General features: G+C 76.0%; 22 protein-coding genes. 11 read left to right on the forward strand and 11 right to left on the reverse strand.

What is annotated here, in order from left to right; all coding sequences use genetic code 11:
- Nucleotides 1–39: 39 nt before the first annotated feature.
- From WCD58_RS02370 to WCD58_RS02380, 3 genes are read left to right on the forward strand one after another with little or no spacing between them, the layout of a single operon-like run.
- Complete coding sequence (locus tag WCD58_RS02370; RefSeq protein WP_337699071.1) at nt 40–1,197, forward strand: acyl-CoA dehydrogenase family protein; 1,158 nt, start codon at nt 40–42, stop codon at nt 1,195–1,197.
- A 52-nt stretch (nt 1,198–1,249) separates the two neighbouring features.
- On the forward strand, nt 1,250–2,431 hold the full coding sequence (locus tag WCD58_RS02375; protein WP_337699073.1) for an acetyl-CoA hydrolase/transferase C-terminal domain-containing protein: 1,182 nt from the start codon (nt 1,250–1,252) through the stop codon (nt 2,429–2,431).
- A gap of 58 nt (nt 2,432–2,489) precedes the next feature.
- A complete protein-coding gene (locus tag WCD58_RS02380) occupies nt 2,490–2,858 on the forward strand; it encodes a hypothetical protein (protein WP_337699075.1) in 369 nt (122 codons plus the stop codon).
- Between the two features lie 4 nt (nt 2,859–2,862).
- On the opposite strand, the gene WCD58_RS02385 is transcribed toward WCD58_RS02380, so the two are convergent.
- Entirely contained in the window at nt 2,863–3,144 is a 282-nt protein-coding gene (locus WCD58_RS02385; RefSeq protein WP_133829807.1) for a metal-sensitive transcriptional regulator, read from the reverse strand.
- Nucleotides 3,145–3,176: 32 nt separating this feature from the next.
- Nucleotides 3,177–4,547 carry a serine hydrolase gene (locus WCD58_RS02390; protein ID WP_337699084.1) on the reverse strand — a complete coding sequence of 457 codons (1,371 nt, stop codon included), beginning with the start codon at nt 4,545–4,547 and terminating at the stop codon, nt 3,177–3,179.
- A 227-nt stretch (nt 4,548–4,774) separates the two neighbouring features.
- Between WCD58_RS02390 and WCD58_RS02395 the strand changes: the two genes are divergently transcribed.
- Together WCD58_RS02395 and WCD58_RS02400 are read left to right on the forward strand one after the other, a co-directional pair.
- Nucleotides 4,775–7,060, forward strand: coding sequence for a heavy metal translocating P-type ATPase (locus tag WCD58_RS02395; protein WP_337699086.1), 2,286 nt, complete (start codon nt 4,775–4,777; stop codon nt 7,058–7,060).
- A 15-nt stretch (nt 7,061–7,075) separates the two neighbouring features.
- Nucleotides 7,076–8,086 carry an aminotransferase class V-fold PLP-dependent enzyme gene (locus WCD58_RS02400; protein WP_337699088.1) on the forward strand — a complete coding sequence of 337 codons (1,011 nt, stop codon included), beginning with the start codon at nt 7,076–7,078 and terminating at the stop codon, nt 8,084–8,086.
- Nucleotides 8,087–8,162: 76 nt separating this feature from the next.
- Here WCD58_RS02400 and WCD58_RS02405 read toward each other — a convergent pair whose 3' ends face one another.
- Nucleotides 8,163–9,614: an MFS transporter gene (locus WCD58_RS02405; protein ID WP_373696186.1), complete on the reverse strand. Its 1,452-nt coding sequence runs from the start codon at nt 9,612–9,614 to the stop codon at nt 8,163–8,165.
- A gap of 87 nt (nt 9,615–9,701) precedes the next feature.
- On the opposite strand from WCD58_RS02405, the gene WCD58_RS02410 reads away from it, so the two are divergent.
- Nucleotides 9,702–10,436, forward strand: coding sequence for a M50 family metallopeptidase (locus WCD58_RS02410; protein WP_337699092.1), 735 nt, complete (start codon nt 9,702–9,704; stop codon nt 10,434–10,436).
- On the opposite strand, the gene WCD58_RS02415 is transcribed toward WCD58_RS02410, so the two are convergent.
- Nucleotides 10,433–11,236 (reverse strand): (2Fe-2S)-binding protein, encoded by an 804-nt coding sequence (locus WCD58_RS02415; RefSeq protein ID WP_337699094.1) that lies wholly within the window; start codon nt 11,234–11,236, stop codon nt 10,433–10,435. The two genes, WCD58_RS02410 and WCD58_RS02415, sit on opposite strands and share 4 nt — an antisense overlap.
- A gap of 147 nt (nt 11,237–11,383) precedes the next feature.
- On the opposite strand from WCD58_RS02415, the gene WCD58_RS02420 reads away from it, so the two are divergent.
- A complete protein-coding gene (locus WCD58_RS02420; RefSeq protein ID WP_337699096.1) occupies nt 11,384–12,652 on the forward strand; it encodes an ICP22 family protein in 1,269 nt (422 codons plus the stop codon).
- On the opposite strand, the gene WCD58_RS02425 is transcribed toward WCD58_RS02420, so the two are convergent.
- On the reverse strand, nt 12,634–13,128 hold the full coding sequence (locus WCD58_RS02425) for a methylated-DNA--[protein]-cysteine S-methyltransferase (protein WP_337699098.1): 495 nt from the start codon (nt 13,126–13,128) through the stop codon (nt 12,634–12,636). The two genes, WCD58_RS02420 and WCD58_RS02425, sit on opposite strands and share 19 nt — an antisense overlap.
- Nucleotides 13,129–13,145: 17 nt before the next feature.
- On the reverse strand, nt 13,146–13,724 hold the full coding sequence (locus WCD58_RS02430; protein WP_337699100.1) for a hypothetical protein: 579 nt from the start codon (nt 13,722–13,724) through the stop codon (nt 13,146–13,148).
- A 110-nt stretch (nt 13,725–13,834) separates the two neighbouring features.
- On the opposite strand from WCD58_RS02430, the gene WCD58_RS02435 reads away from it, so the two are divergent.
- Nucleotides 13,835–14,797 carry a GlxA family transcriptional regulator gene (locus WCD58_RS02435; protein ID WP_337699102.1) on the forward strand — a complete coding sequence of 321 codons (963 nt, stop codon included), beginning with the start codon at nt 13,835–13,837 and terminating at the stop codon, nt 14,795–14,797.
- Here WCD58_RS02435 and WCD58_RS02440 read toward each other — a convergent pair.
- Nucleotides 14,784–15,746, reverse strand: coding sequence for a cation diffusion facilitator family transporter (locus WCD58_RS02440; protein ID WP_337699105.1), 963 nt, complete (start codon nt 15,744–15,746; stop codon nt 14,784–14,786). The genes WCD58_RS02435 and WCD58_RS02440 overlap by 14 nt on opposite strands.
- A 101-nt stretch (nt 15,747–15,847) precedes the next feature.
- On the opposite strand from WCD58_RS02440, the gene WCD58_RS02445 reads away from it, so the two are divergent.
- Nucleotides 15,848–16,486, forward strand: a complete 639-nt coding sequence (locus WCD58_RS02445; protein ID WP_337699107.1) for a class I SAM-dependent DNA methyltransferase — start codon at nt 15,848–15,850, stop codon at nt 16,484–16,486.
- Nucleotides 16,483–18,102, forward strand: a complete 1,620-nt coding sequence (locus tag WCD58_RS02450) for a Na+/H+ antiporter (protein ID WP_337699109.1) — start codon at nt 16,483–16,485, stop codon at nt 18,100–18,102. The genes WCD58_RS02445 and WCD58_RS02450 overlap by 4 nt, the downstream gene beginning before the upstream one ends.
- Nucleotides 18,103–18,116: 14 nt before the next feature.
- On the opposite strand, the gene WCD58_RS02455 is transcribed toward WCD58_RS02450, so the two are convergent.
- The 4 genes from WCD58_RS02455 to WCD58_RS02470 form a co-directional block, all read right to left on the reverse strand.
- Nucleotides 18,117–18,428, reverse strand: coding sequence for a hypothetical protein (locus tag WCD58_RS02455; protein ID WP_337699112.1), 312 nt, complete (start codon nt 18,426–18,428; stop codon nt 18,117–18,119).
- Between the two features lie 73 nt (nt 18,429–18,501).
- Nucleotides 18,502–19,305 carry a helix-turn-helix transcriptional regulator gene (locus WCD58_RS02460; RefSeq protein WP_337699113.1) on the reverse strand — a complete coding sequence of 268 codons (804 nt, stop codon included), beginning with the start codon at nt 19,303–19,305 and terminating at the stop codon, nt 18,502–18,504.
- Nucleotides 19,306–19,370: 65 nt separating this feature from the next.
- Nucleotides 19,371–19,964, reverse strand: a complete 594-nt coding sequence (locus WCD58_RS02465) for a hypothetical protein (protein ID WP_337699116.1) — start codon at nt 19,962–19,964, stop codon at nt 19,371–19,373.
- Complete coding sequence (locus WCD58_RS02470) at nt 19,961–20,866, reverse strand: cation diffusion facilitator family transporter (protein WP_337699118.1); 906 nt, start codon at nt 20,864–20,866, stop codon at nt 19,961–19,963. Before WCD58_RS02470 ends, WCD58_RS02465 begins: the two co-directional genes overlap by 4 nt.
- 160 nt (nt 20,867–21,026) lie before the next feature.
- Here WCD58_RS02470 and WCD58_RS02475 point away from each other — a divergent pair, with 160 nt between their 5' ends.
- On the forward strand, nt 21,027–23,198 hold the full coding sequence (locus tag WCD58_RS02475; protein ID WP_337699120.1) for a bifunctional lysylphosphatidylglycerol flippase/synthetase MprF: 2,172 nt from the start codon (nt 21,027–21,029) through the stop codon (nt 23,196–23,198).
- The last annotated feature ends 7 nt before the right edge of the window (nt 23,199–23,205 follow it).

Raw genomic sequence — 23,205 nt, forward strand, 5'->3', positions numbered from 1 at the left:
GGACGGCGCAGCCCCGCGGAACGTGACACCGTGTCGCCCATGGAGGCCTCCGACTTCGCCGACGTCCTGTCCTCGGTCCGCGAGTTCGTGCGCGAGGAGGTGGTGCCGCGCGAGGACGAGATCGAGGCGGCCGACGAGGTCCCCGAGAAGCTGCGGGCGCAGTGCAAGGCGATGGGCCTCTACGGGTTCGCGATCCCCGAGGAGTTCGGCGGCATCGGGCTGTCGATGGCCGAGGAGGTCGAGCTCGCCATGGAGCTCGGCTGGACCACGCCGTCGCTGCGCTCGCTGTTCGGCACCAACAACGGGATCGCGGGCCAGGTGCTGCTCACCGGGGGCACCGCCGAGCAGCAGCAGGAGTGGCTGCCGCGCCTGGCGACCGGCGAGGTCGTCGCCTCCTTCGCGCTCACCGAGCCCGATGCCGGCTCCGACCCCTCCTCGTTGACGACGAAGGCCGTCCAGGACGGGGACGAGTGGGTGATCACCGGCGCCAAGCGCTGGATCACCAACGCCCCGCTGGCCGATGTGCTCATGGTCTTCGCCCGCACCGACCCGGACGCCTCGCCGGCCAAGGGCATCTCGACGTTCCTCGTGCCCACCGACGCCGCCGGGGTCTCGTTCTCCGAGCACGACGCCAAGATGGGCCAGCGCGGGTCGTGGACCTGCGAGGTCTACCTCGACGACGTCCGTGTGCCACAGGCGAACCTCATCGGCGGGGAGCAGGGCCTCCACCGCGGGTTCGTCACCGCCATGCGCTGCCTCGCCCACGGGCGCCTGCACATCGCCGCGCTGTGCATGGGGATGGCGGCGCGGCTGGTGCACGAGATGACGGAGTTCGCGACGGAGCGCGAGCAGGGCGGGCACAAGATCGCCGCCTACCAGCTCGTCCAGGGTCTCGTGGCCGACTCGGTGACCGACTGGCACGCCGGGCGCGCGCTGGTCCGGGAGGCCGCGCGCACCTACGACGACGGCTCGGACACCACGCTGGGCCCGTCGACGGCGAAGTACTTCTGCTCCGAGGCCGTCGGGCGCATCGCCGACCGCGCGGTGCAGGTCCACGGCGGCTCGGGCTACATGCGCGGCGTGCCGGTGGAGCGCCTCTACCGCGACGCGCGCCTGTTCCGCATCTACGAGGGCACCAGCCAGATCCAGCAGGTGATCATCGCTCGCGGCGTGCTGGGAGGCGCTGCGCGCATGTGAGTGGAATGGGTCGCCGGGGCGACCCATTCCACTCACGTGCGAAGCTTCGATCATGGCGCTCGACGGCCGCGTCCTCGCGGCACTGGTCCGGCCGGGTGCGCGGATCGCGCTGGCCGACGGCACCGGCAGCCCGCGCGCCGCGTACCCGCTGCTCAGCGCGCTCGCCCGGGAGCGCGGCGACCTGCGCCTGGTCACCGGTTGGCTCCCCGGCCCCGCCGACGGGCTCGAGCTCGACGCCTTCGCCGACGCCCGCACGGTGATGCCCGGCTGGGGCCTGCGCCGCGCCGCGGACGCCGGGCAGGTCCGGTCGGTGCCGGCGCGCCTGTCGGCCGTGCCCGCCCTCGTCGCCGGAGCGCTGCGCCCCGACCTGCTCGTCGTGGCCGCCGCGCCCGGACCGGTCGGCCCGGTGCTCGGCAGCGAGGCCTCCTGGGTGCGCGCGGTGATCGACCTCGGCGTGCCGATCGCCGTCGTCCTCGACCCCGGGCTCCCCCGCGCGGTGTCCGGTCCGCCGCTGCCCGACGAGCAGGTCTTCGTGCTCGGCGAGGCCGCCGACGGCCCGCACGTCGTGGCCGCGGCCGACCCCATCGCCGAGCACGAGGCGGTCGGCCGCCACGTCGCGAACCTGCTCAGCGACGGGGTGCGCCTGCAGTGGGCGCCCGGCCAGCTCGGGGCGGCGGTGGTCGACGGGGTCCGCGCGGCCGGGGTGCGCGTGCACGCCGACTCCGGGCTGCTCGGCGACGGCGTCGTGGCGCTGGAGAAGGCGGGACTGCTGCTCGGCGACCCGGTGGCGACCTACCTCGTCGGCACCCCCGAGCTCTACGCCTGGGCGGACGCCCGCGGGCGCGCCGGGCGCCCGGTCGTCCACCGCATCGAGCACACCCACGACCCGGCGCGGCTCGGCGGCGACCCGCCCCTGGTCGCCGTCAACACCGCGGTGGAGATCGACCACGACGGTCAGGTCAACGTCGAGGGCACCGCGACCGCCCTGGTCGGCGGCATCGGCGGGCACCCCGACTACGCGGCCGCCGCGGCCCGGGCGGCGCGCAGCCTGTCGGTGATCGCGCTCGCGTCGCACCACCGCGGGCGCTCGACGCGCGTCGAGCGGCTCTCGCGCCCGGTGACCACGGCGTCCCACGACGTCGACGTCGTCGTCACCGAGCACGGCCACGCCGACCTGCGCGGACTCGACCGTGACGAGCGCCGCCGCGCGCTCGACCCCCTCTTCCCCCACTGAGATCCGCCTAGGGTGGGTACGCCCTGCGTTCACCCCGCCGATCCCCGGAGGACACCCCATGGCCGACGGCACCGCCGCTCCGCCCGCCGCCCGCGCGCACCTCGCCGCGGTGCCCGACGAGACGGTGACGCGCACGCCCCCGCTGCCGTCGGAGACCGCCCCCGAGCCCTGGGAGGCCCCGAACCTGCTCGCCGCGCTCGACGCCGGCGACGAGGAGGCCGTGAAGGCCTGGGTGCGGGCGCACACGCCGACCCCGGAGAGCCTGGTGCTCCACGGGCTCTACCTCGGCGCCGGGATCCTGGGGCTCATCGAGTGGCCGTCGGTGCTGCTGGCCGTGCTCGGTCAGATCGTCGTCGACCGGCGCTTCGGCGGCGTGGAGTCGCTCGCCGCCGAGCTGCGCGCCCGGGTCGAGGCCGCGCGGGCCTGAGGTCCTAGGACCGCACGAGGCGGGCGATGGCCGCGGAGGCCTCCTGGACCTTCTCGGCCGCCTCCTCGTCGCCGGCCTTCGCGGCGTCGACCACGCAGCCGCCCATGTGCTCCTCGAGCAGGCCGAGCGCGACGTTCTGCAGGGCGCGCGTCGCGGCGGACACCTGGGTGAGGACGTCGATGCAGTACTTGTCGTCCTCGATCATCCGCGCGATGCCGCGGACCTGACCCTCGATGCGCCGCAGCCGCCGCAGATGGTCGTCCTTGCTGTCCGCGTAGCCGTGCATGACCCTCCTCGCGCCGGGGTGCGGACCCGAGGCTACCCGGCCGAGGACACCGGCCGGAGGTGCTCGCGGAGCGCGCCGGCGGCCGCCGAGACGTTCTGGCGCGCCTGGTCGTAGCCGGGGGGCGCGCTGCTGAGCACCGCGACCATGTAGCGCCCGTCGACGATGCCCGCCGAGTGCACCTCCGCGCGCCCCTGGAGGCAGCACATCCAGCCCTGCTTGACCGGCGTGGCCCCGTCGAGGAAGCCGAAGGCCTGGTCGAAGCCGTCGCCGGCGACGCGCGCGGCACGGCCCATGGCCCCGAGGACGAGGTCGCGGTCCTGCTGCGGGAGGTCGGCCTGGACGTGGCGCAGCAGCTTGACCATGTCGCGCGCCGAGGTCTGCACCTCGCCCCACTGCGACGAGTCCTCGGGGGTGCTCGTGTCCTCGAGGTCGAGCGACTGCGACACCCGCGTGATCGCGCCGGGCCCGTCGTACTGGGTCCACAGGGCGTTCATCGCGGGGTCGCTGCTCGAGACCAGGGCGGCGTTGACGAGGCGGACGTCGCGGGCGCCCAGGGTCAGCTCGCCGTCGCGCTGGCGCTGGAGCATGTCCACGACGAGGAAGAGCTTCGCCAGCGACGCCGTGTCGAAGGTCTGCTCGCCGCTCGATCCCGGCGCGAGCTCGCCGGTGGCCAGGTCGATGGCGGCGACGCCGACGGTGGCACCGTTGCGTCCGCCCGCCTCCTCCCCCGCGGCGACGGCCCCGGCCAGGTCGATGCGCGGGGCCTCGGGGGCCGTGGCGGGGCCGACCGACTCGACGGGCTCGGCGCCGCCCGGGATCTCCTGGAGCAGGTGGTCGGCGGACGCGAGGGGATCGGCGGTGCCGGTGGAGATCGTGTCGACCGTGACCATCGTCCCGGCCATGAGCGCTCCGGCCATCGCGGCGCCGAGTCCGAGCGGCACCCCGCGTCCGCGGCGCCGGGGGGCGGCGGGGACGACTCCCGGGGTGACCCGCGACGCCCGGCGCGCGGGCGTGACGTCGGCGGGGAGCGCGACCGGCAGGCCCGGCGAGGTCCCGGTGGGCCGGGCGGTGGTCCGGGGCGCGGCGGTGCGCGGGCGCTCCTCCGGGACGACGTCCGGGCGGACGTGGCGCCCGGACGGGCGGGGGTCGACGCCGGGCTGCCGGACCGGGGCGCCGGCGTGACGTCCGCCGTGCCGGGGCCCCGGACGCTCGGCGGGCGGCGGGGTGGGTACCCGCGGTGATGCGACCCGAGGAGCCGGCGGCGCCCAGGGGGCCGGTGCCTGCTCCGGCCGCCGGCGGGGCGGCGCCACGTGACCGGCGTTCGCCGTCGGGACGGGCATCCGGCGCACCGGCGGCGGGGGCGTGAGCACGGCCACACCGGTCGCCGGGCCGGACGCCTCCACCGGCGCGCGATGGCGCGCCGGCGCGTCGACGGGCCCGCGGGGGCCGGGCGGCCCGGGGTGTCCCGGTGGTCCATCCGGCCCCGGCCGCGGCGGCGGCCGGTGGGAGGTCACGGTTCCATCACACCACTTCGCTCGCCGTGATCGGCGACCCCCCGACCGAAACGGTGCTCCGGTTTGACAGTCATACCCCCCAGGGGTACCAACGAGGGCGTGGAGACGAGGGCCCGATGAGCGCACCGGCGGCGTCGAGCGCCCCCGCCCCGACGTCGGACCCGGCCCGCGTCGAGCTCGCGATCACCGGGATGACGTGCGCCTCGTGCGCCGCCCGCATCGAGCGGCGCCTCAACAAGCTGGACGGCGTGCACGCGGACGTCAACTACGCGACGGGCACCGCGTCGGTGGAGCACCCGGTGGCCGTCGGCGTCGACGACCTGGTCGCGACGGTCGAGAAGCTCGGCTACGGCGCCGCCCCGCCCGCTCCCCCGTCGGCTCCCGCCGGGGACACCGCCGCTCCCGACCACGCCGACGTCCTGCGCACCCGCCTGCTGATCAGCCTCGCGCTGACGGTGCCGGTGGTGGTGCTCGCGATGGTGCCGGCGTGGCAGTTCACCAACTGGCAGTGGCTCTCGGCGATCCTCGCCGCCCCGGTGGTCGTGTGGGGCGGGCAGGACGTCCACCGCGCCGCGTGGACCAACCTGCGCCACGGCGCGGCGACGATGGACACGCTGGTGTCGGTCGGCACGCTCGCGGCGCTGGGCTGGTCGTTCTACGCCCTCTTCCTCGGGCACGCGGGCATGCCGGGCATGACCCACCCGCTCTCGCTCACCGCCGACGCGGGCCCGGACGCGATCTACCTCGAGGTCGCCGCCGCGGTGACGACCTTCGTGCTGGCCGGGCGCTGGTTCGAGGCCCGCGCCAAGCGCCGCGCCGGCGACGCGCTCCGGTCCCTGCTCGACCTCGGCGCCAAGGACGTGGCGGTCCGCCGCGACGGGCGCGAGGAGCGCGTCCCGGTCGAGCGCCTGGCGGTCGGCGACGAGTTCGTCGTGCGCCCCGGCGAGACCGTGGCCACCGACGGCGTGGTCGTCGAGGGCCGCGCCGCGGTGGACGCGAGCGCGATGACCGGGGAGTCGGTCCCCGTCGAGGTCGGGCCGGGGGACGCGGTCAGCGGCGCGACGGTCGCCGTCGGCGGGCGCCTCGTGGTGCGGGCGGACGCGGTCGGCGCCGACACGAAGCTCGCCCGGATCGCGCGCCGCGTCGCCGAGGCCCAGAACGGCAAGGCCGCCGCGCAGCGCCTCGCCGACCGCATCTCCGCGGTGTTCGTCCCCGCCGTCATCGCGCTCTCCCTGGGCACGCTCGCGGTCTGGCTGCTCGCCGGCGCCGGGTCGTCGGCGGCGTTCACGGCGGCCGTGGCCGTCCTGATCATCGCGTGCCCCTGCGCGCTGGGGCTGGCCACGCCGACCGCGCTCATGGTCGGCACCGGTCGCGGGGCCCAGCTGGGGATCCTGCTGCGCGGCCCGGAGGTCCTCGAGTCCACCCGCCGCGTCGACACCGTCGTGCTCGACAAGACCGGCACGGTGACCACCGGGCAGATGAGCCTGTCGCGCGTGGTCGCGCTGCCGGGGGTGGACGAGGACGAGCTCCTGCTGCGCGCCGGCGCGCTCGAGGACGCCTCGGCCCACCCGGTCGCCCGCGCCGTCGCCGACGCCGCCCGCGTCCGCCTGGGCGATTTGCCCGCCGCCGTCGACGTCGCCAGCCGCGACGGGCTCGGCGTCACCGGCACCGTCGACGGCCGCGCGGTGGTCGTCGGCCGCGGGCGCCTGCTCGACGAGCTGGGCGTGCCGGCCGACGGCGCCCTGGCGGACGCGGTCGCCGAGGTCGAGGCGGGCTGGTCGACGCCGGTGTGCGTGGCCTGGGCCGGTCCCGACGGGACCCTGCGCGCCCGCGGCGTGCTCGCCGTCGCCGACACCGTCCGCGACACCTCCGCCGAGGCGATCGCGTCGCTGCACGCGCTGGGCCTGCGCACGGTGCTGCTGACCGGCGACCACGAGACGGTCGCCCGCACCGTCGCCGACCGGGTCGGCATCGACACCGTGATCGCCGGCGTGCTCCCCGAGCAGAAGGCCGACGAGGTCGCGCGCCTGCAGGACGCGGGCGCGGTCGTGGCGATGGTCGGCGACGGGGTCAACGACGCCGCCGCCCTGGCGCGCGCCGACCTCGGGCTCGCGATGGGCGGCGGGTCGGACGCGGCGATCGAGGCCGGCGACCTGACCCTGGTCCGCGGCGACCTGCGCCTCGTCCCGGACGCCCTGCGCCTCGCCCGGCGCACGCTGCGGACGATCGAGGGCAACCTGTTCTGGGCGTTCGCCTACAACGTCGCCGCGCTGCCGCTCGCGGCCCTGGGTCTGCTCAACCCCATGATCGCCGGCGCCGCGATGGCCTTCTCGAGCGTCTTCGTGGTCGCGAACAGCCTGCGCCTGCGGCGGTTCACGCCGTCCCCTGACCGCCCGTCGTGATCTAGCCTCGACGGCGTGCGGCACGCGTTCGGCACCACCTTCGACGTCGACGACGTCTACCTCAACACCCCGTCCATCGGCGTCCCGCCGCGACCCGTGGTCGACGCGGTCGCCGACGCGGTCGCCGCCTGGGGGCGCGCGGAGACCAGCGCGCCCCAGTTCGACGGCGCCGTCGCCACCGCGCGCGCGGCGTTCGCGCAGCTCGCGGGCGTCCCGGTGTCCTCGGTCGCGCTCGGGGCCACGGTGTCGGGGCTGCTCGGGCTCGTCGCGGCGTCGCTGCCGCCGGGCTCGCGGGTGCTCACGGCGGACCGCGAGTTCACCAGCGTGATCTTCCCGTTCGTGTCGGCCGGGCACGAGGTGGTGGAGGTGGCGCTCGACGAGCTCCCCGAGCGCACCGGAGCCGCGGACGTCGTCGCGGTCAGCGTCGTCGCCTCGGCCGACGGCGGCCTGGTCGACCTCGCCGCCCTGCGCGCCGAGGTCGGCCCGGACACCCTCGTCGTCCTCGACGCCACGCAGTCGCTGGGCTGGCTGCCCGCCGACATCGGGTGGGCCGACGTGGTCGTCGCCGGCTGCTACAAGTGGCTGCTCGCGCCCCGGGGCGCGGCGTGGATGGCGCTGTCGGACCGGCTCGCCGAGCGCATCGCGCCCGTGCAGTCCGGCTGGTACGCGGGCGGGTGGGACGCGATCTACGGCCTCCCGCTGCGCCTGCACCCCGACGCCCGCCGATTCGACCTCTCCCCCGTGTGGCTCGCCCAGGTCGGCGCGGCGGTCGCGCTGCCCTGGGTCGCCTCGCTCGACATCGAGGCCGTCCACGACCACGCCGTCGGCCTCGCCAACCGCGTCCGCCGGGGGCTCGACCTCCCCGCGGGCGAGTCGGCGATCGTCGCGGTGCGCCACCACGGCGCCGCCGACCGCCTCGCCGCCGCCGGCGTGCGATGCGCCGTCCGGGGCGGCGCCGCCCGCCTCGGGTTCCACCTGCACAACACCGAGGCCGACGCCGACACGGTGCTCGAGGCGCTCCACTAGGGCGCGGTGCCGCGCCCGGCACGTCCCGCATGATCGACGGGCCGGGGAACCTGCCGCGCGTGCCGCTCGCGGAGGCTCAGTCGCGGGGGTACTGCTGCGGTGCGGTGACGCCGCAGTGCGAGCACGACTCCGTCGGGAAGCGCGGGGCCGCGGGCTCGGCGCGCCGCTGGGGGCGCAGGAGCACCGCCGAGAGCAGCGAGCCGGCGACGAGCAGGCCCGCCGAGATCGTCATGGCGGCGCGGAAGCCCTCGGAGAAGGCGGGCGGGTCGGTGTAGTCCTGCCCGGAGATGCCCGCGACGGCCGGGATGAGCGCCACCGCCAGGAGCCCCGCGGCGCGGGCGATCGCGTTGTTCACGCCGGAGGCGATGCCGACGTGGCGGTCGTCGGCGGCGTCGAGGACGGTCGCGGTGAGCGGGGCGACGGTGCCCGCGAGCCCGAGACCGAACAGCGTCACCGCCGGCAGCACGTCGACGAGGTACGACGCGCCGGGCCCGATGCGGCCGAGCAGCAGCATCCCGCACGCCGCGAGCAGCAGCCCGATCGTCATCGGCCAGCGCGGCCCGATGCGCTGCGCCAGCCGCCCCGACCGGGCCGAGAGCAGCAGCATGATCACCGTGATCGGCAGCATCGCCGTGCCGGCCGCGAGCGGGCTGAACCCGGCCACGACCTGCAGCTGCAGGACGACGAGCACGAAGTTGACGCCGAGGGCCCCGTACACGAGCAGGGTGACGACGTTGGCGCCGGTGAACCGCGCGTTCGCGAACAGCTCGCCGGGTACCAGCGGCGCCCGCGACCGGCGCTCGACGAGCACGAACGCCAGGAGGGCGAGCACGCCCGCGACGCCCGCGACGATCACCGCCGGGGTGCCGCCGTCCTCGCCCGCGGCGGTGAGCGCCCAGGTCAGCGCGCCGAGACCGGCGACGGCGAGCACGGTGCCGGGCACGTCGAGCCGGCCGGCGGCCTGGGGGTCGCGCGATTCCGGCACGTGGCGCAGCGCGACCACCACGACGACGGCGGCCAGTGGCAGGTTGATGAGGAACACCGCGCGCCAGGTCCACTCGACGAGGAAGCCGCCGAGGAACGGGCCGACCGCGCCCGCCACGCCGCCCAGGCCCGACCAGGCCCCGATCGCCGCCGCGCGGTCGCCGCCGTGGAACGACGCGGAGATCAGCGCGAGGCTGCCCGGCGTCAGCAGCGCGCCGCCGACACCCTGCAGCGCGCGCCCGGCGATGAGGAACTCCACCGACGGCGCGAGCCCGCACAGCGCCGAGGCCAGCGCGAACCACACGACCCCGATCAGGAAGATCCTGCGCCGTCCGAAGCGGTCGCCCAGCGAGCCGCCGAGCAGGATCAGCCCGGCGAGGGTGAGCGTGTAGCCGTTCACGGTCCACTGCAGGGCGGCGAAGCTCGCATCGAACTCGTCGCCGATGCGCTCGAGCGCGATGTTGACCACCGTCGAGTCGAGCATCGCGAGCCCCGACCCGAGCACCGTCGTCAACAGGATCCAGCGGCCCCGGGCGGAGCCCATGCGGACGTCCTCGGCGGCGGTGTCGGTCACCGCGACAGCATGGCGGACCCGGGGCCGCTCGCATCCCGGGCTACCGTGGCCCCCATCGTGACGACCGGCCACCCCACCTCGCTCCCGCTGCCGTTCGACGGCCTCGACCAGCTCAGTACGGGGCAGACGCAGGCCACCCTGGTGATCCTCGGTGGTCTCGTGGCCCTGCTCGTCGTCGGCGTGCACGGCTCGTGGCGGCTCGCGCGCAACGTCGTCACCATCGCCCACGAGGGCGGCCACGCCCTGGTCGCGATCTGCTCCGGCCGCACGCTCACCAAGATCCTGCTGCACTCCGACACGTCGGGCGTGACGGTGTCGAAGGGCCGCCGCGACGGGCCGGGCATGGTCGCGACGGCGGCCGCCGGCTACGTGGCCCCGCCGGTCCTCGGCATCGGCGCGGCGGCGCTCGTCGCGGCGGACGCGATCTCGGCGATGCTGGTGATCGCGGTCGTGCTGCTGCTCGCGACGCTCATCCTGATCCGCAACGCGTACGGCGTGCTCTCGGTGGTGCTCACCGGCGCGGTGTTCGTGGTCGTCGCGGTCTACGGGTCGGCGAGCGTCCAGTACGGGTTCGCCTGCTTCGTCACCTGGTTCCTCATCATCGGCGGGCTGCGCACGGTGCTCGAGGTGCAGCGCAAGCGCTCCCGGCGCCGTGCGCCCGACTCCGACGCCGACCAGCTCGAGCGCCTCACGGGCCTGCCCGCGGGCCTCTGGGTGGCGCTGTTCCTGACCGTCGGCGTGTTCTCGCTGCTCGGGGCGGGACGCCTGCTCGTGGTGTGGCCGCCCGTCTAGCGCCGGAGCACGCAGTCCCCGCACGTCCCGCCGCCGGGCACGCGGTAGTACAGGCAGCAGGTGGTCCGCCGGAACCCGAGGCCGCTGGGGTGATCGGGCTCGGCGACGAAGCGCCCGAGGCCCGCGAAGGGTCCGTGGGCGAGCACGCCGCGGGCGAGGGCGAGCGCGGCGGCGTGCCGGTCCGGGCGCGCCGCGCCGAGCACCCGCACGGCCCCGCCGAGCGCCCCTGCCGCGTTGCCCCACAGCACGCGCTCCGACACCGACGCGCGGGCGCGCAGGGCGGCGACGATCGGGGCGACGTGGTCCTCGGCGAGGACGCGGGCGAGCGCCGCGGCGGCGTCCGGGTCGTCGGGCGCGCCGAGCTCGACCCCGGTGAGCCGCCCAGGATCGGCCCACAGCGGGATGGGGCCGCCCGCCCACGGACGCGCGTGCAGGACCGACGCGGGCGAGAGGTCGGGCAGCACGCCGGCCGCCGCACACGCGAGCAGCACCGACACCGGACGCGAGACCAGGGACTGGCCGAGCAGGGACGCGGCGATGCGCCGCTGCGCGCCGAGCCCGTCGGCCACGGCCGCGAGCCGCTCCTCGATCGGGTCCGGGCCGCTCGCGGGGACCGCCAGCAGCGCCGCGAGCGGGCGCCACGAGGGGTCGGCGCCCTCGGCCGCGCGGGTGGAGACCGCGAAGAACCCGTCGACGGCGTCCGACTCGGCGAGAACCGTCCGGACCCTGTCGGCGTCGGCGTTCGGGGCAGCGTCCGGCCCGGTGATGTTGCCCCGTCGGCCGGTCGTCCCGCTGCTCACGGCCCACCATGCTGGCGGACATGAGGGTCGGGAGCACGCGGGGCCGCACGGGCCGGTCGTCGGGGTCGGGTCGGGCGGGGTCCGATCTGCCGGGATCGGGGAGGTCGGTCCTCCGCCGTTCGGCCCCGTTCGGTTAGGTTCGACGCCATGCTCGACTCCGGCGTCCGTCTCGCCGCAGCCTCGCTCCCCGTCGGTGTCCCCGTGATCGTGGGCCTCGTGGTGGCCGTGCTGCGCCGGCGTGAGCTCCCCGCGGTGTCGACCCCCGCCATCGTCGGGCTGGCCGTGCAGCTCGTCGTGGTCCTCATCTCGACCTTCCTCGTGGCCGCCACCTCGTTCGACGCGTTCAGCCTGTCGCCCGAGACCCTGCTGCCGCTGTCGAGCGTGCTGGGCTTCGTCGTGATCCTGCTGCAGGTCGTGTGCTGGACGCTCCTGCTCATCGCGCTGTTCCGGCGCCTGCCGGGCGCGACGCCGGCGCCGAGCGAGGACCGCACCCCGACCGGACGCCACGCCCTCGTCGACGACCGCGGCGACCAGGTCATCGCGGAGGCGGGCACCACGTTCCTGCCGGTCGGCGCCGGGGCCACGTCCCGCACAGGCCCGCCCACCGGCCCCCGCCCGGTGACCGGGCCGCCGACCCCTCCCCCGTACGGCGCGCCCCCGGTGGCGCCGCCCGGGCCACCGTCCGTAGCGCCGTCCGTGGCGCCGCCGGGCCCGCCCCCGGGTGTGCCGTACCGCACGACGACGGTGACGCGCCCGGGTCCGCTGCCCGGAAACGGCCCCGCCTCCCCCGGCTCGCCCCTGCCCTCGATGCCGATCCCCGTCGGTGCCCCGACCCCGGACGAGCCCGAGGACGAGGTGCAGGACGCCGACGCCCCCGAGATCGGCGACACCGAGAGCGCCGACACCGAGACGATCCAGGCCTACCGCGAGCCGGAGCCCGGGCCGACCGCCGAGGAGCCGGAGGCGCCCGAGGAGGAGCCCGAGGAGCCCGCCGCGACGGACGACGCGGCGCCGGAGGAGGACACGGGAGCGGGCGTCACGCAGGAGGACGCGGAGGACGCAGCCGGCGCCGTGGACGCTCCCGACGACGGCCGGTACCCGGGCCATCTGCAGGAGGCCGAGGACGGCGCCGCCGAGCCCGAGGCCACGACGGGGACCACCGAGTTCCCCGGCTACCTCGAGGGCGTCGAGAGCACCGAGAGCACCGAGACCGCCGACGGGACCGCGAGCGGCGACGACGCACCCGGGGAGGACGTGGACGAGGAGCCGCCCGCCGACGCGGACGCCGAGGGCGACCACACCGGGGCCACCGACGGCAGCACCGACGGCAGCACCGACGGGGGCGCCGGTGGCCACCCCTGGTTCGACCCGGACGGCGAGGCGGCCCGGACCGCCGCTCAGCCCGAGCGGAGCTGAGCGGTCCGCGACTCCAGGTCCAGCAGCGCGCGCTTGCGCTCGACACCGCCGCCGTAGCCGGTCAGCGAGCCCGTCGCGCCGACGACGCGGTGGCAGGGCACGACGATGCTGATCGGGTTGCGCCCGTTGGCGAGGCCCACCGCGCGCACGGCGGACGGCTGCCCGATGGCGGTGGCCAGCTCGCCGTAGCTCACGGTCCCGCCGTAGGGGATCTCGCGCAGCGCCGCCCAGACGCGCTGCTGGAACGCGGTGCCGCCCGCGGTGGTCGCGAGGTCGAAGTCGGTGAGCTCGCCGGCGAAGTAGGCGGCGAGCTGCTCGCGCGCCGCGGGCAGGCCGTCGTCGTCGCGGGCGCCGAGGGTGTCGGCGGCGGGCCCGTGGCGGTGCTCGGTCATGTACAGCCCGGAGAGCACGCCGTCGTGCGCCCGCAGCGTCAGCGGTCCCAGCGGGCTGTCGAGCACCGTGTGCGTGACGGTCACGCCGACCATGGAACCACTCACACCAGGAACGCCAGGACCAGGACCGCGACCCCGGCGGGTGCGTCGAGCGCCACGCAGGCCTCGGCCAGCGACGGCGAGACCTGGTCGCGGTGCCGCCGCAGGTGCCACAGGTCCCACGCCCCGTGCCCGATGAGGGTCAGGGCGGCGAGGAACAGCCCGGGCGCGGGCGGGAGGGCGAGCGCCACGAGGGCCAGCAGGCCGTAACCCACGAATCCCGCCGTCTGCCGCGCGAGGGCCGGCCGCGCCGCGCCCCGCACGACGCCGAGCACCAGCAGCGCGACCCCGGCGACGCCGTTGACCAGCACCGGCGAGATCGCGAGCAACCGGGACGCCACCACCAGCACCGAGCCCACGGCGGCCCACACCCACGCCATCCACGGGCGGGCGAAGGCCGCCGCGGCGACGTAGCAGGAGGCGGCGATCACGATCACCATCGCGAGGTCGGCGGCGCTCGCCGGGCCGCTCAGCGCGAGCGCCGCGGCGGCGAGCAGTCCGACCGCGACCGGCCAGCGCCGGGCGAGGGCGGCGAGGCCCGTGGGGTGGTTCCGGTGGGTGTGTCCGTCCGTGGTCGTCATGGCGAGGACCATGCGCCTCGACTCATACCCCCGGGGGGTATTGAGCGAGACGCGTCCGGAATCCTGCGCAGCGGGTCCGGACGGACACGGTCCGCGCTAGGCTCGGGCCCGTGGAGCGCGCGACGGTGGTGGTCGGCTACGAGGACGCCGAGCTGCTCGACATCGCCTGCGTGACCTCGACGTTCTCCACCGCGCGCGACGTCGGCGCCGACCCGGCCTACGCCGTCACGCTGCTGACCCCCGGCGCCCGGACCATCACCTGCCGCCCCGGCCTGCGCCTGGAGGCGAACGGCGCCCTCGAGCACCACACCGCCACCGTCGACACCCTCGTCGTGGTCGGCGGCCTGGGCAGCGAGCGCGCCGCGGCCGACCCGGTCCTCCTCGCCCACGTCCGCCGCCTCGCCCGCGACGCCCGCCGGGTGGCGTCGGTGTGCACGGGCGCGAGCGTGCTCGCCGCGGCCGGGCTGCTCGACGGCCGACACGCCACCACCCACTGGCGGTTCGCCGGCGACCTCGCCCGCGCCCACCCCGCCGTCCACGTCGACCCCGACCCGATCTTCGTCCGGGACGGCCGGGTCGCCACGTCCGCGGGGGTGACCAGCGCCCTGGACCTCGCGCTGTCGTTCGTCGACGAGGACCACGGCCCGGTCATCGCCCGCCGCGTCGCCCGGGCGCTCGTCACCTACCTGCAGCGGCCGGGGACCCAGGCGCAGATGAGCCTGCACGTCGCCGCGCCGGCGCCCACCGACGACGTCGTGCGCCGCGTGGTCGACCACGTCGCCGAGCACCTCGACGCCGACCTCGGCGCCGCCGCGCTCGCCGACCGCGCCGGCGTCAGCGAACGGCACCTCACGCGCCTGTTCCGCGCCCACCTCGGACGCACGCCCGCCGAGCACGTGCGCCGCACGCGCACCGAGGCGGCCGCCGCGCTCGTCGCCACCACCGACGTCCCGCTGGCCCGGGTGGCGTCACGGTGCGGGTTCCGGTCGACCGAGACGATGCGCACCGCGTTCCTCGACGCCTACGGCCGCACGCCCTCGGAGCACCGGCGCGCGTTCGTCACGACTTCCTGACGGCCTCGCCGAACCCGCCCAGCGGCAGCGGGGTGCACGCCTCCTCGTGGTCGGCGTGCTCGACGGCCTCGATCTGCAGGGTGCTGTGGTGCAGGCCGAAGCGGTCGCGCAGCACCGTGGTGGCGCGGTCGAGCACGCCGTGCTCCCCGCAGTCGGCGGTGGCGCAGCCCGCGTCGGAGATCACGAGGTGCGCCGACACGGCGGGGCTGCGGTCGTTGATCGCCCAGACGTGCAGGTCGTGCACCTCGGCGACGCCCTCGACGCCGAGCAGCGCGGTGTGCACCTCGTCGACGTCGATGCCCGCCGGGGCGCCCTCGAGCAGGACGTGCCCGGTCTCGCGCAGCAGCGACACGGTGCGCGGCAGCAGGATCGCGACGATGACCAGCGAGGCCACGGTGTCGGCGTAGGCCCAGCCCGTGGTCAGCGTGACCACGGCGGCGGCGAGCACGGCCACCGAGCCCAGCGCGTCGCCGAGCACGTGCAGCGCGGCGCCGCGGACGTTCATCCCACCGCTACCGCGCTGCAGGACGACCAGCGACACGAGGTTGCCGACGAGGCCGACGACGCCGTAGAAGAGCAGCCCGCCGCCGGGGACCTCGGTGGGCGCGGCGATCCGCTCGACGGCCTCGACGGCGACCCAGACGGTGACGCCCAGCAGCAGGACCGCGTTCACCCCCGCACCCAGCACCTCGGCGCGGCCGAGCCCGAAGGTCCGCCGGCGGCTCGGGGGGCGCACGGCGAGCGCGGAGGCGATCAGCGCGGTGGCCAGCGCGACGACGTCGGTGCCGACGTGGCCGAGGTCGGCGAGCAGGGCGAGCGATCCGGTGACGATCGCGCCGACCGCGCCGACGACCGCGACGAGGGCGGTGACGCCGAGGGCCAGGCCGAGCCGCCGGCGGTCGTCGCCCGCGGTGCCGTGGCCATGTCCATGACCGTGTCCCTGTCCCACGCGGCCGACAATACATGCACGTATTCGCATGCGACACGCGGCGTGGCCGACGGCTCACCGGCGTCCTCACGAGAGGCTCACACCGGCCCTAGAGTGTGCCGGTGAACGTCAATCCCTGGCTCGCCGTCACCGGCGGGACGGCCGGACCGGGCTACGCCGCGCGCTTCGCGGCGCTCGAGGAACGGGGCGCTGACCTGCACGGCGAGGCCCGCCGGGTGCACGCGCTGCTCGGCGAGCGGCCCTCCGACGTCCTCGACGCCGGCTGTGGCACCGGGCGCGTCGCGATCCACCTCGCCCGTCTCGGGCACCGGGTCGAGGGCGCCGACCTCGACGCCTCCATGCTCGCGGAGGCCCGTGCGGCCGCCCCGGACATCCCCTGGCACCTCACCGACCTGGTCGACCTGCACCTCGGCCACCCCGTCGACGCCGTCGTGGCCGCCGGGAACCTGTGGCCGCTGCTCACGCCCGGCACGCACGCGCAGGTCGCCGCCGTCCTCGCCGGCCACCTGCGCCCGGGCGGCCTGCTCGTCGCCGGCTTCGGCCTCGACGCCGACCACGTGCCGTTCACGCTGCCCGAGGGCGTCCCGTTCCCGGGTCTCGCCGACTACGACGCGGCGTGCGCCGCGGCGGGCCTCACCCTCACGACCCGCACCGCCGACTGGGACGTCGCGGAGCCGTACGCGGGCGGCGGCTACGCGGTCAGCGTGCACACGAGGACCGCCCCGGGGCCGCCGCGATGACCGAGTACACCGGCCCCACCCTGCTCGTCGTCTTCGTCGTCGCGCTCGGCGTCACCGCACTCGCGCGGCGGTACTCGTTCCCGGCGCCGCTGGTGCTCGTGGTCGTCGGGCTCGCGGTCTCGTTCGTGCCCGGCGTGCCGTCGGTGCCCCTCGACCCCGACCTCGTGCTCTTCCTCGTGCTCCCGCCGCTGCTGTACTCGGCGGCGCTGGAGAGCTCGACGCTGCGGCTGCGCGAGAACCTCCGGCGGATCAGCCAGCTCGCGGTCGGGCTGGTCGTCTTCACCACGGCCGTGGTGGGCGTCGCGGCGTGGCTGCTGGTGCCCGGGCTGCCGCTGGCGAGCGCGCTGGTGCTGGGCGCGGTGGTCGCGCCGCCGGACGCGGTCGCCGCCGCCTCGATCGGCCGCCGGCTCGGGCTCCAGCGCCGGATCATGACGATCCTCGAGGGCGAGAGCCTGCTCAACGACGCGACCGCGCTGACCCTGTTCCGCGTGCTGCTGGCGGCCGCCGTGGCCCCGATGGCGATCAGCACCGGGGCGACGATCCTCGACGGTCTCGGCGAGTTCGCGCTCGCCGCGGTCGGCGGCGTGGTGATCGGCGCGGGCGCGGGCTGGCTGCTGCACCGCGTGCGGCTGATGCTCCGCGAACCCGTGCTCGAGAGCTCGGTCGGCCTGCTCGTCCCGTTCGTGATCTACCTGCTCGCCGAGGAGCTGCACACCTCCGGCGTGCTCGCGGTGGTCATCGCCGGGCTCTACCTCGGCCACAAGGCCACCGAGGCCGGCTACGCGACGCGCCTGCAGGACCAGGCGGTCTGGAAGGCGCTCGACACGCTGCTCGAGGCGCTGGTGTTCGCGCTGATCGGGCTGCAGCTGCGGATCGTCTACGACGGTCTCGGCGACAACAAGGGCACGATCGTGCTGGTGTCGTTGGCCCTGCTGGCGGTGACGGTGCTGGCGCGCTTCGCGTGGGTCTTCCCGACGATCTACCTGCCGCGCCTGCTGCCCAGGGTGCGCCGTCGCGGGCCCCCGATGCCCTGGCGGGTGCCGTTCGTCATCTCGTGGGCGGGCATGCGCGGCGTGGTGACGCTGGCCGCGGCGTTCGCGATCCCGCACGGGATCGGCACCGACCCGGCCATGCCCGGCTACAACGTCGTGGTGTTCGCGGCGTTCGTCGTCACCGTCGGCACGCTGCTGCTGCAGGGGCTGACCCTGCCGGCGATCATCCGGCGCCTGCACGTCCAGGACAAGGGCGCCCAGCGCGACGTGCTCGACGAGGCCGCCGCGAAGCAGGCCGCGGCGGAGGCCGCGCTGAACCGCCTCGACGAGCTCACCGACGACGGCACCCCGGAGCACGTCACCGAGCAGCTGCGGACCTGGGCCCAGCACCGGTCCAACAGCGCGTGGGAACGCCTCGGGCGCCCCGACGAGGAGATCGGCGAGGCGCCCTCGGTCGCGTTCAGCCGACTGCGCCGCGCGATGCTCGGCGCGGAGCGCGAGACGTTCGTGCGCTTCCGCGACATGGGCCGCATCGACGAGGGCATCCTGCGCGACATGCTCCGCGAGCTGGACTACGAGGAGGCGATGCTGAACCGCGACGAGACCGGGGACCAGGCCCGGTGATCACACCCCGGTGATCACACCTCCGTCTTGAGGATGCAGATCGCGAGGTGCGCGGCCTCGACGGACTCCCGGGCCGCCCCGCCGAGGCCCGGGTCCGCCGCGGCGGCCGCCCGCGCGCTGTCCGCCGCCTGCTCGAGCTCGATCACCGCGTCGCGGGCGCCGTCGTCGGCGGCCGCGACGGCCTTGTCGGCCTTGCCGAGGTACTCGCGGACGACGGCGACGGTGACGACGGAGGCTCCGGCGTCCTCCTCGGTGTCGCGCATCGCGGCGGCGGTCTTGGAGCGGCAGTCGTCGAGGCGGGCGCGGATGTCGGTGGTGGCGAGCACGGTGATCCCCGTTCGTGGACGTGGTGGTCCCCCCATTCACGACGGGACGTGACGAGTGCGACAGGGGCGGGATCTACGTACGCGCCACGACCGGCGGGGGCAGCAGGCCCAGGAGCTGGGCGCGCTGCACCGCGGCGAGGCGGTCGGCGACGCCGAGCTTCGCGTAGACGCGCTGCAGGTGCTTCTGGACGGTCCGCTCGCCCACCGTGAGGCGGCGGGCGATCGCCCGGGCGGTGGCACCGGTGGCGAGCATGTCGAGGACGACGCTCTCCCGGGGCGTGAGGCCGATGGCGTCCGCGGTGGGCACGGCCGACGGCCCGACCCGCGCCGACCAGCGCGCGTGCGCGTCGATCTGGCGGTCGAGGCCGACGAACACGCGCTGCAGCCGCCGCGCCAGGTCCATCTCCTCGACGGTGTACTCGTCGACCCGCCCGACCAGGAACGACCGGTTCCCGGTGGGGCCCAGACACAGCGGCAGGGAGACCTGGGAGACGATCTCGCCGTCCAGCACGTCCGCGCACGCCGCCCGCCAGCGCTGGTGCACCCGGCGGTCGGCAAACCGCTCGGGCACCTCGGCCACCTGCATGACCTCGGGGCGGCCGGTCGCGAGGTAGTAGCGCAACAGCGGATGGTCGCGCGGCGCGTACTCGCGCGTCCACCGGTCCATCTCGGCGCGCCGGTCGAGGTGGAAGTCGACCGGCCACTGGCGCTGCACGATCGTCCCGCCGGAGTCCTCGGCGTAGTAGCTCCCGGCCGGGGAGGCGAACGTCGTCACCAGCAGCTCGGTCACCTGTTCGGCGGGCCAGCGTGTCAGCGGACGCGCCACGAGGTCCGCGACGAGGTCCAGCCACTGTCCCTCGCGCTGGATGGTCTCCATCGCCGACCCCGTCCCCCCGCGACACGCACGCGCGCGAAAGGGTCCTCCGGTCGGGGGCGTCGTCGCTACCCGGCGTCACCCGATGCGTCGCTCGCAACCACCCGTTCGGTCGAGGGACGGGCCCGCACTTCCACCGGCATCGCCATCAGCGCGGTGAGCACCCGCCGCTGGCGTTTCAGCGGGAGGCGCGCGAAGAACAGCGTGTCGAGGGGGTACCAGAGCCCGATCCAGGCGATGACGAGGAAGACGCCGTTGCCGAGGACGTTCTGGAAGAACTCGGGCACGTCGGGTGCGAGGAAGTCGGTCGAGAACAGCAGGCCGACTCCGAAGAGAGGGATGCCGGGGCGCAGGGCGGCGACCCCCAGCCGCCGCTGCAGGCCCGCGTCGCGCGCGACGGCCTCGAGGCGGCGCAGGCACCAGCGCCGCAGCCCCGCGGTGAGCCGGGCGGCGACCGCGCCGGAGTCGTCCCCCGCGGCGCCCGCCGGCAGCGTCAGGACGACCCGGTCGAGCCCGCGGCGGGGGCGTCGGCGGGCGAGCATCGTCTCGAACAGCTCCTCGGCGCCCGGGATCGTGCGGCCCAGGTCGTCGTCGAGCAGCCCGGCGGGGTCGACCGCCAGCAGGTCCTCGGGCCGGCCGAGGTGCACCACCAGCTCGCTCATACCGCCCACCGCCGGTCGGTCGTGATCGCGACGACCACCGAGCGCTCGTGGCCGAGCGCCTCCAGCCGGTCGTGCAGCGCCTGCCGGACGGCGTCCCCGTCGGCCACCGTGTGCACGGACGATCCCTCCCCCACCACGTAGTCGACCTCGACGTCCACCCGGCCGCCGACCTTCGACGCCCGCAGGAACGCCTCGGCGAGCCCGAACTCCTCGCGCACCGCCTCGACCGCGGCGTCGAGCTCCGCCCGGGTGTCGGCCGGCGGCGACATCGCGAGGATCTCGCGCGTCCCCTCGCCGATCAGCCGCCCCGGGATCCGCAGGAACGCCAGCGAGACCACGACGACCATCGCCGGGTCGACGTAGGCCGCGAGGTCCGGGCGGCCCGCGGACACGAGGACCGCGGCGATGACGAAACCGACGAGCACCCCGACCGAGAGCAGGGTGTCGCCGAACCACTCCGCCGCCTCGGCCCGCACGAGGTCGGACCGCCCGCCGCGGCGCATGAGCACGGTGACGACGACGCCGGCGACCGTGGCGACCACCGCGTAGGCGAGCGCCCAGCCCGTCGAGACCTCCCGGCCCCCGTTCAGGAGGTCCGCGATCCCGCCCACCACGGCGTAGACGCACAGCGCGGCGAGCGCGACCGCCTTGATCACGACGACCAGCGGCTCCCAGGCCTCGCGGCCCCACGGGTAGCGCTCGTCCGGCCCCCGCCGCGAGGTCCGCAGCGCCACCACGGCCAGCATCGAGAGCCCGATGCTCGCGAACGACGAGAGCCCGTCGAAGACGATCATCGAGGAGCCGCTCAGCACGCCCCAGACCGAGGACACCGCGGCGAACGCGGCGGACGCCCACACCGAGAGCAGCAGCAGGCGCCGATCACGGGCGGCGGTGTCGTCCACGCCGATGATCGTGGCCCGTCACCGCCCGCCGCGTCGAGACGTTCGATCACTAAGAGGATTGTCTTCGCGGGCGCCGAGTCGGACACTCATGGCCGTACTCACCCGTTCGGCCGCACCGCGCGGTCGCTCGACAGCGCAGTGTGACAGCCCAGGAGAACGCATGACGGCGACCGCCCCGCCCGAGCCGACGGACCCGGTCGAGCAGGAGCCGGACGAGCAGATCGGGGTCGTGCGGGCCCGCGCCACGGGGATCGCGCGCTGGCGGCCGGTCACGACGGTGACGACGCTGCTGGTGCTCGTCGCCGGCGTCGGCACCGGGGCGTTCTGGGCCCCGCTCGCCGACCGGACCTGGGCGTCGGGGGTCGCGACCGGCGTGCCGGCGCTGGTCGAGGGCCACTGGTGGACGCCGGTGTCGGCGGCGCTGGTCGGGGTCCACCCGGTCGGCGCGCTGCTGGGGCTCGTGCTCGCCGTGGTCGGGCTCGGCTGGGCCGAGGGCCGGCTGGGGTCGGGGCGCACGGCGGCCGTGCTCGTGGTCGCCCAGCTCGTCGGGGTGCTCGCCGCGATCGGGGTCGTCGCCGCGCTCGCGGCCACCGGCTGGGTCTGGGCGGTCGCGCTCGCCGGAGCGCTGACCGGCGGCCTCTCGACGGGCGTGCTCGCGGTGCTCGCGGTCGCCTCCGCGACGCTCGGCGCGCCGTGGCGGCTGCGCCTGCGCCTGGTGCTCGTCGGCGTCGCGCTCGTCGGGCTGCTGTTCCTGGGCCACCTCGCCGACACCGCCCACACGCTCGTGCTCCTGCTCGCGCTGCCGCTCGGGCGCCGGATCGCCGGGCCGGACCTCGCCCCCGACTCCCCCACCGGCCGCCCGGGGCGTCGCGAGTGGCGTCTCGTGGCGGCGGCCGGCCTGCTCGCCATCGCCGTGATCCGCGTGCTGACCCTCGTCGTGCCCGTCGTCGGGCCGCTCGGGAACACGGCGTCGGACTCGACGGTCGTCGAGACGCTGGTGTCGGTCGTGGTCTCGCTGCTGCTCGCCGAGGGTCTGCGGCGCGGGCGGCGGCTCGCGTGGGTCGCGGGCCTCGTGCTGGGCGCGTTCTACCTGGTCGTCGGGCTGTTCGTCGTCGGCGTCGTGATCTGGGCGCAGGCCACCGGCCAGATGGACCAGGTCGAGCTCGTCGGCCTCGCGGTGTTCGTGCCGAACGCGGTGCTGTGGTCGGCGCTGCTGGTGTGGCTGATCGCCGGGCGGCACGCGTTCGCCGTCCCGTCGCGCCGGCGGCTCCGGCGCCGGGCGGGCGCGGCCGCGACGGGCCCCGAGGTCGCCCGCGACGCGCTGCACCGCGTGGGCGGGTCGACGCTGTCGTGGATGGCGACGTGGCCGGAGAACCGGTACCTGGTGCACGACCACGGGGCGGACGGCGTCACGGCCTACCGGGTGCACGCGGGCGTCGCGGTGGCGCTCGGCGACCCGATCGTCGCCCCGGCCGACCGGACGGCGGCGCTCGAGGAGTTCCGGGCGCTGGCAGAGCGGTCGGGCTGGGTGCCGTGCCTGTTCTCGACCACCGAGGCGCTCGCCGACGCCGCCCGCGCCGACGGCTGGCGCGCGCTGCAGGTCGCCGAGGACACGCTGATCGACCTCGAGGGCCTCGAGTTCAAGGGCAAGCCCTGGCAGAACGTGCGCAGCGCCTTCAACCGCGCGGGCAAGGCGGGGATCGAGCATCGGATGGTGCACCTCGCCGAGGAGCCGCGCTCGGTCGTCGCGCAGGTCCGGGCGATCTCCGAGGAGTGGGTCGGCGACAAGGGCCTGCCCGAGATGGGCTTCACCCTCGGCGGCGTCGAGGAGGCGCTCGACCCCGAGGTGCGCACCGGGCTCGCGGTCGACGCCGAGGGCACCATCCACGGCGTCACCTCATGGCTGCCGGTGTACGGGCCCGACGACGTCGTCGTCGGCTGGACCCTCGACGTGATGCGCCGGCGCCAGGAGGGGTTCCGCGCGGTCGTCGAGTACCTCATCGCCTCGGCGTGCCTGACCTTCCAGGCCGAGGGGGCGCGGTTCCTCTCGCTGTCGGGGGCGCCGCTGGCCCGGGCCGGCGGTGACTCCGGCGGGGAGGTGGAAGGCGAGCAGGTGCTCGACCGCGTGCTCGACCGCATGGGCGAGCTGCTCGAGCCGTACTACGGCTTCCGCTCGCTGCACACGTTCAAGGCGAAGTTCCAGCCGCGCTACGAGCCGATGTTCCTCGTCTACCGCGACGAGGCCGATCTCCCGCGCGTCGGGATCGGCATCGGGCGCGCGTACCTGCCCGACGCGCGCGTGCGCGACCTCGTGGCGCTGGTTCGGAGCTAGGCTCGAT

Origin of the sequence: Actinomycetospora flava (assembly GCF_037400335.1) — a bacterium.
In the GTDB taxonomy this organism is placed as follows: domain Bacteria; phylum Actinomycetota; class Actinomycetes; order Mycobacteriales; family Pseudonocardiaceae; genus Actinomycetospora; species Actinomycetospora flava.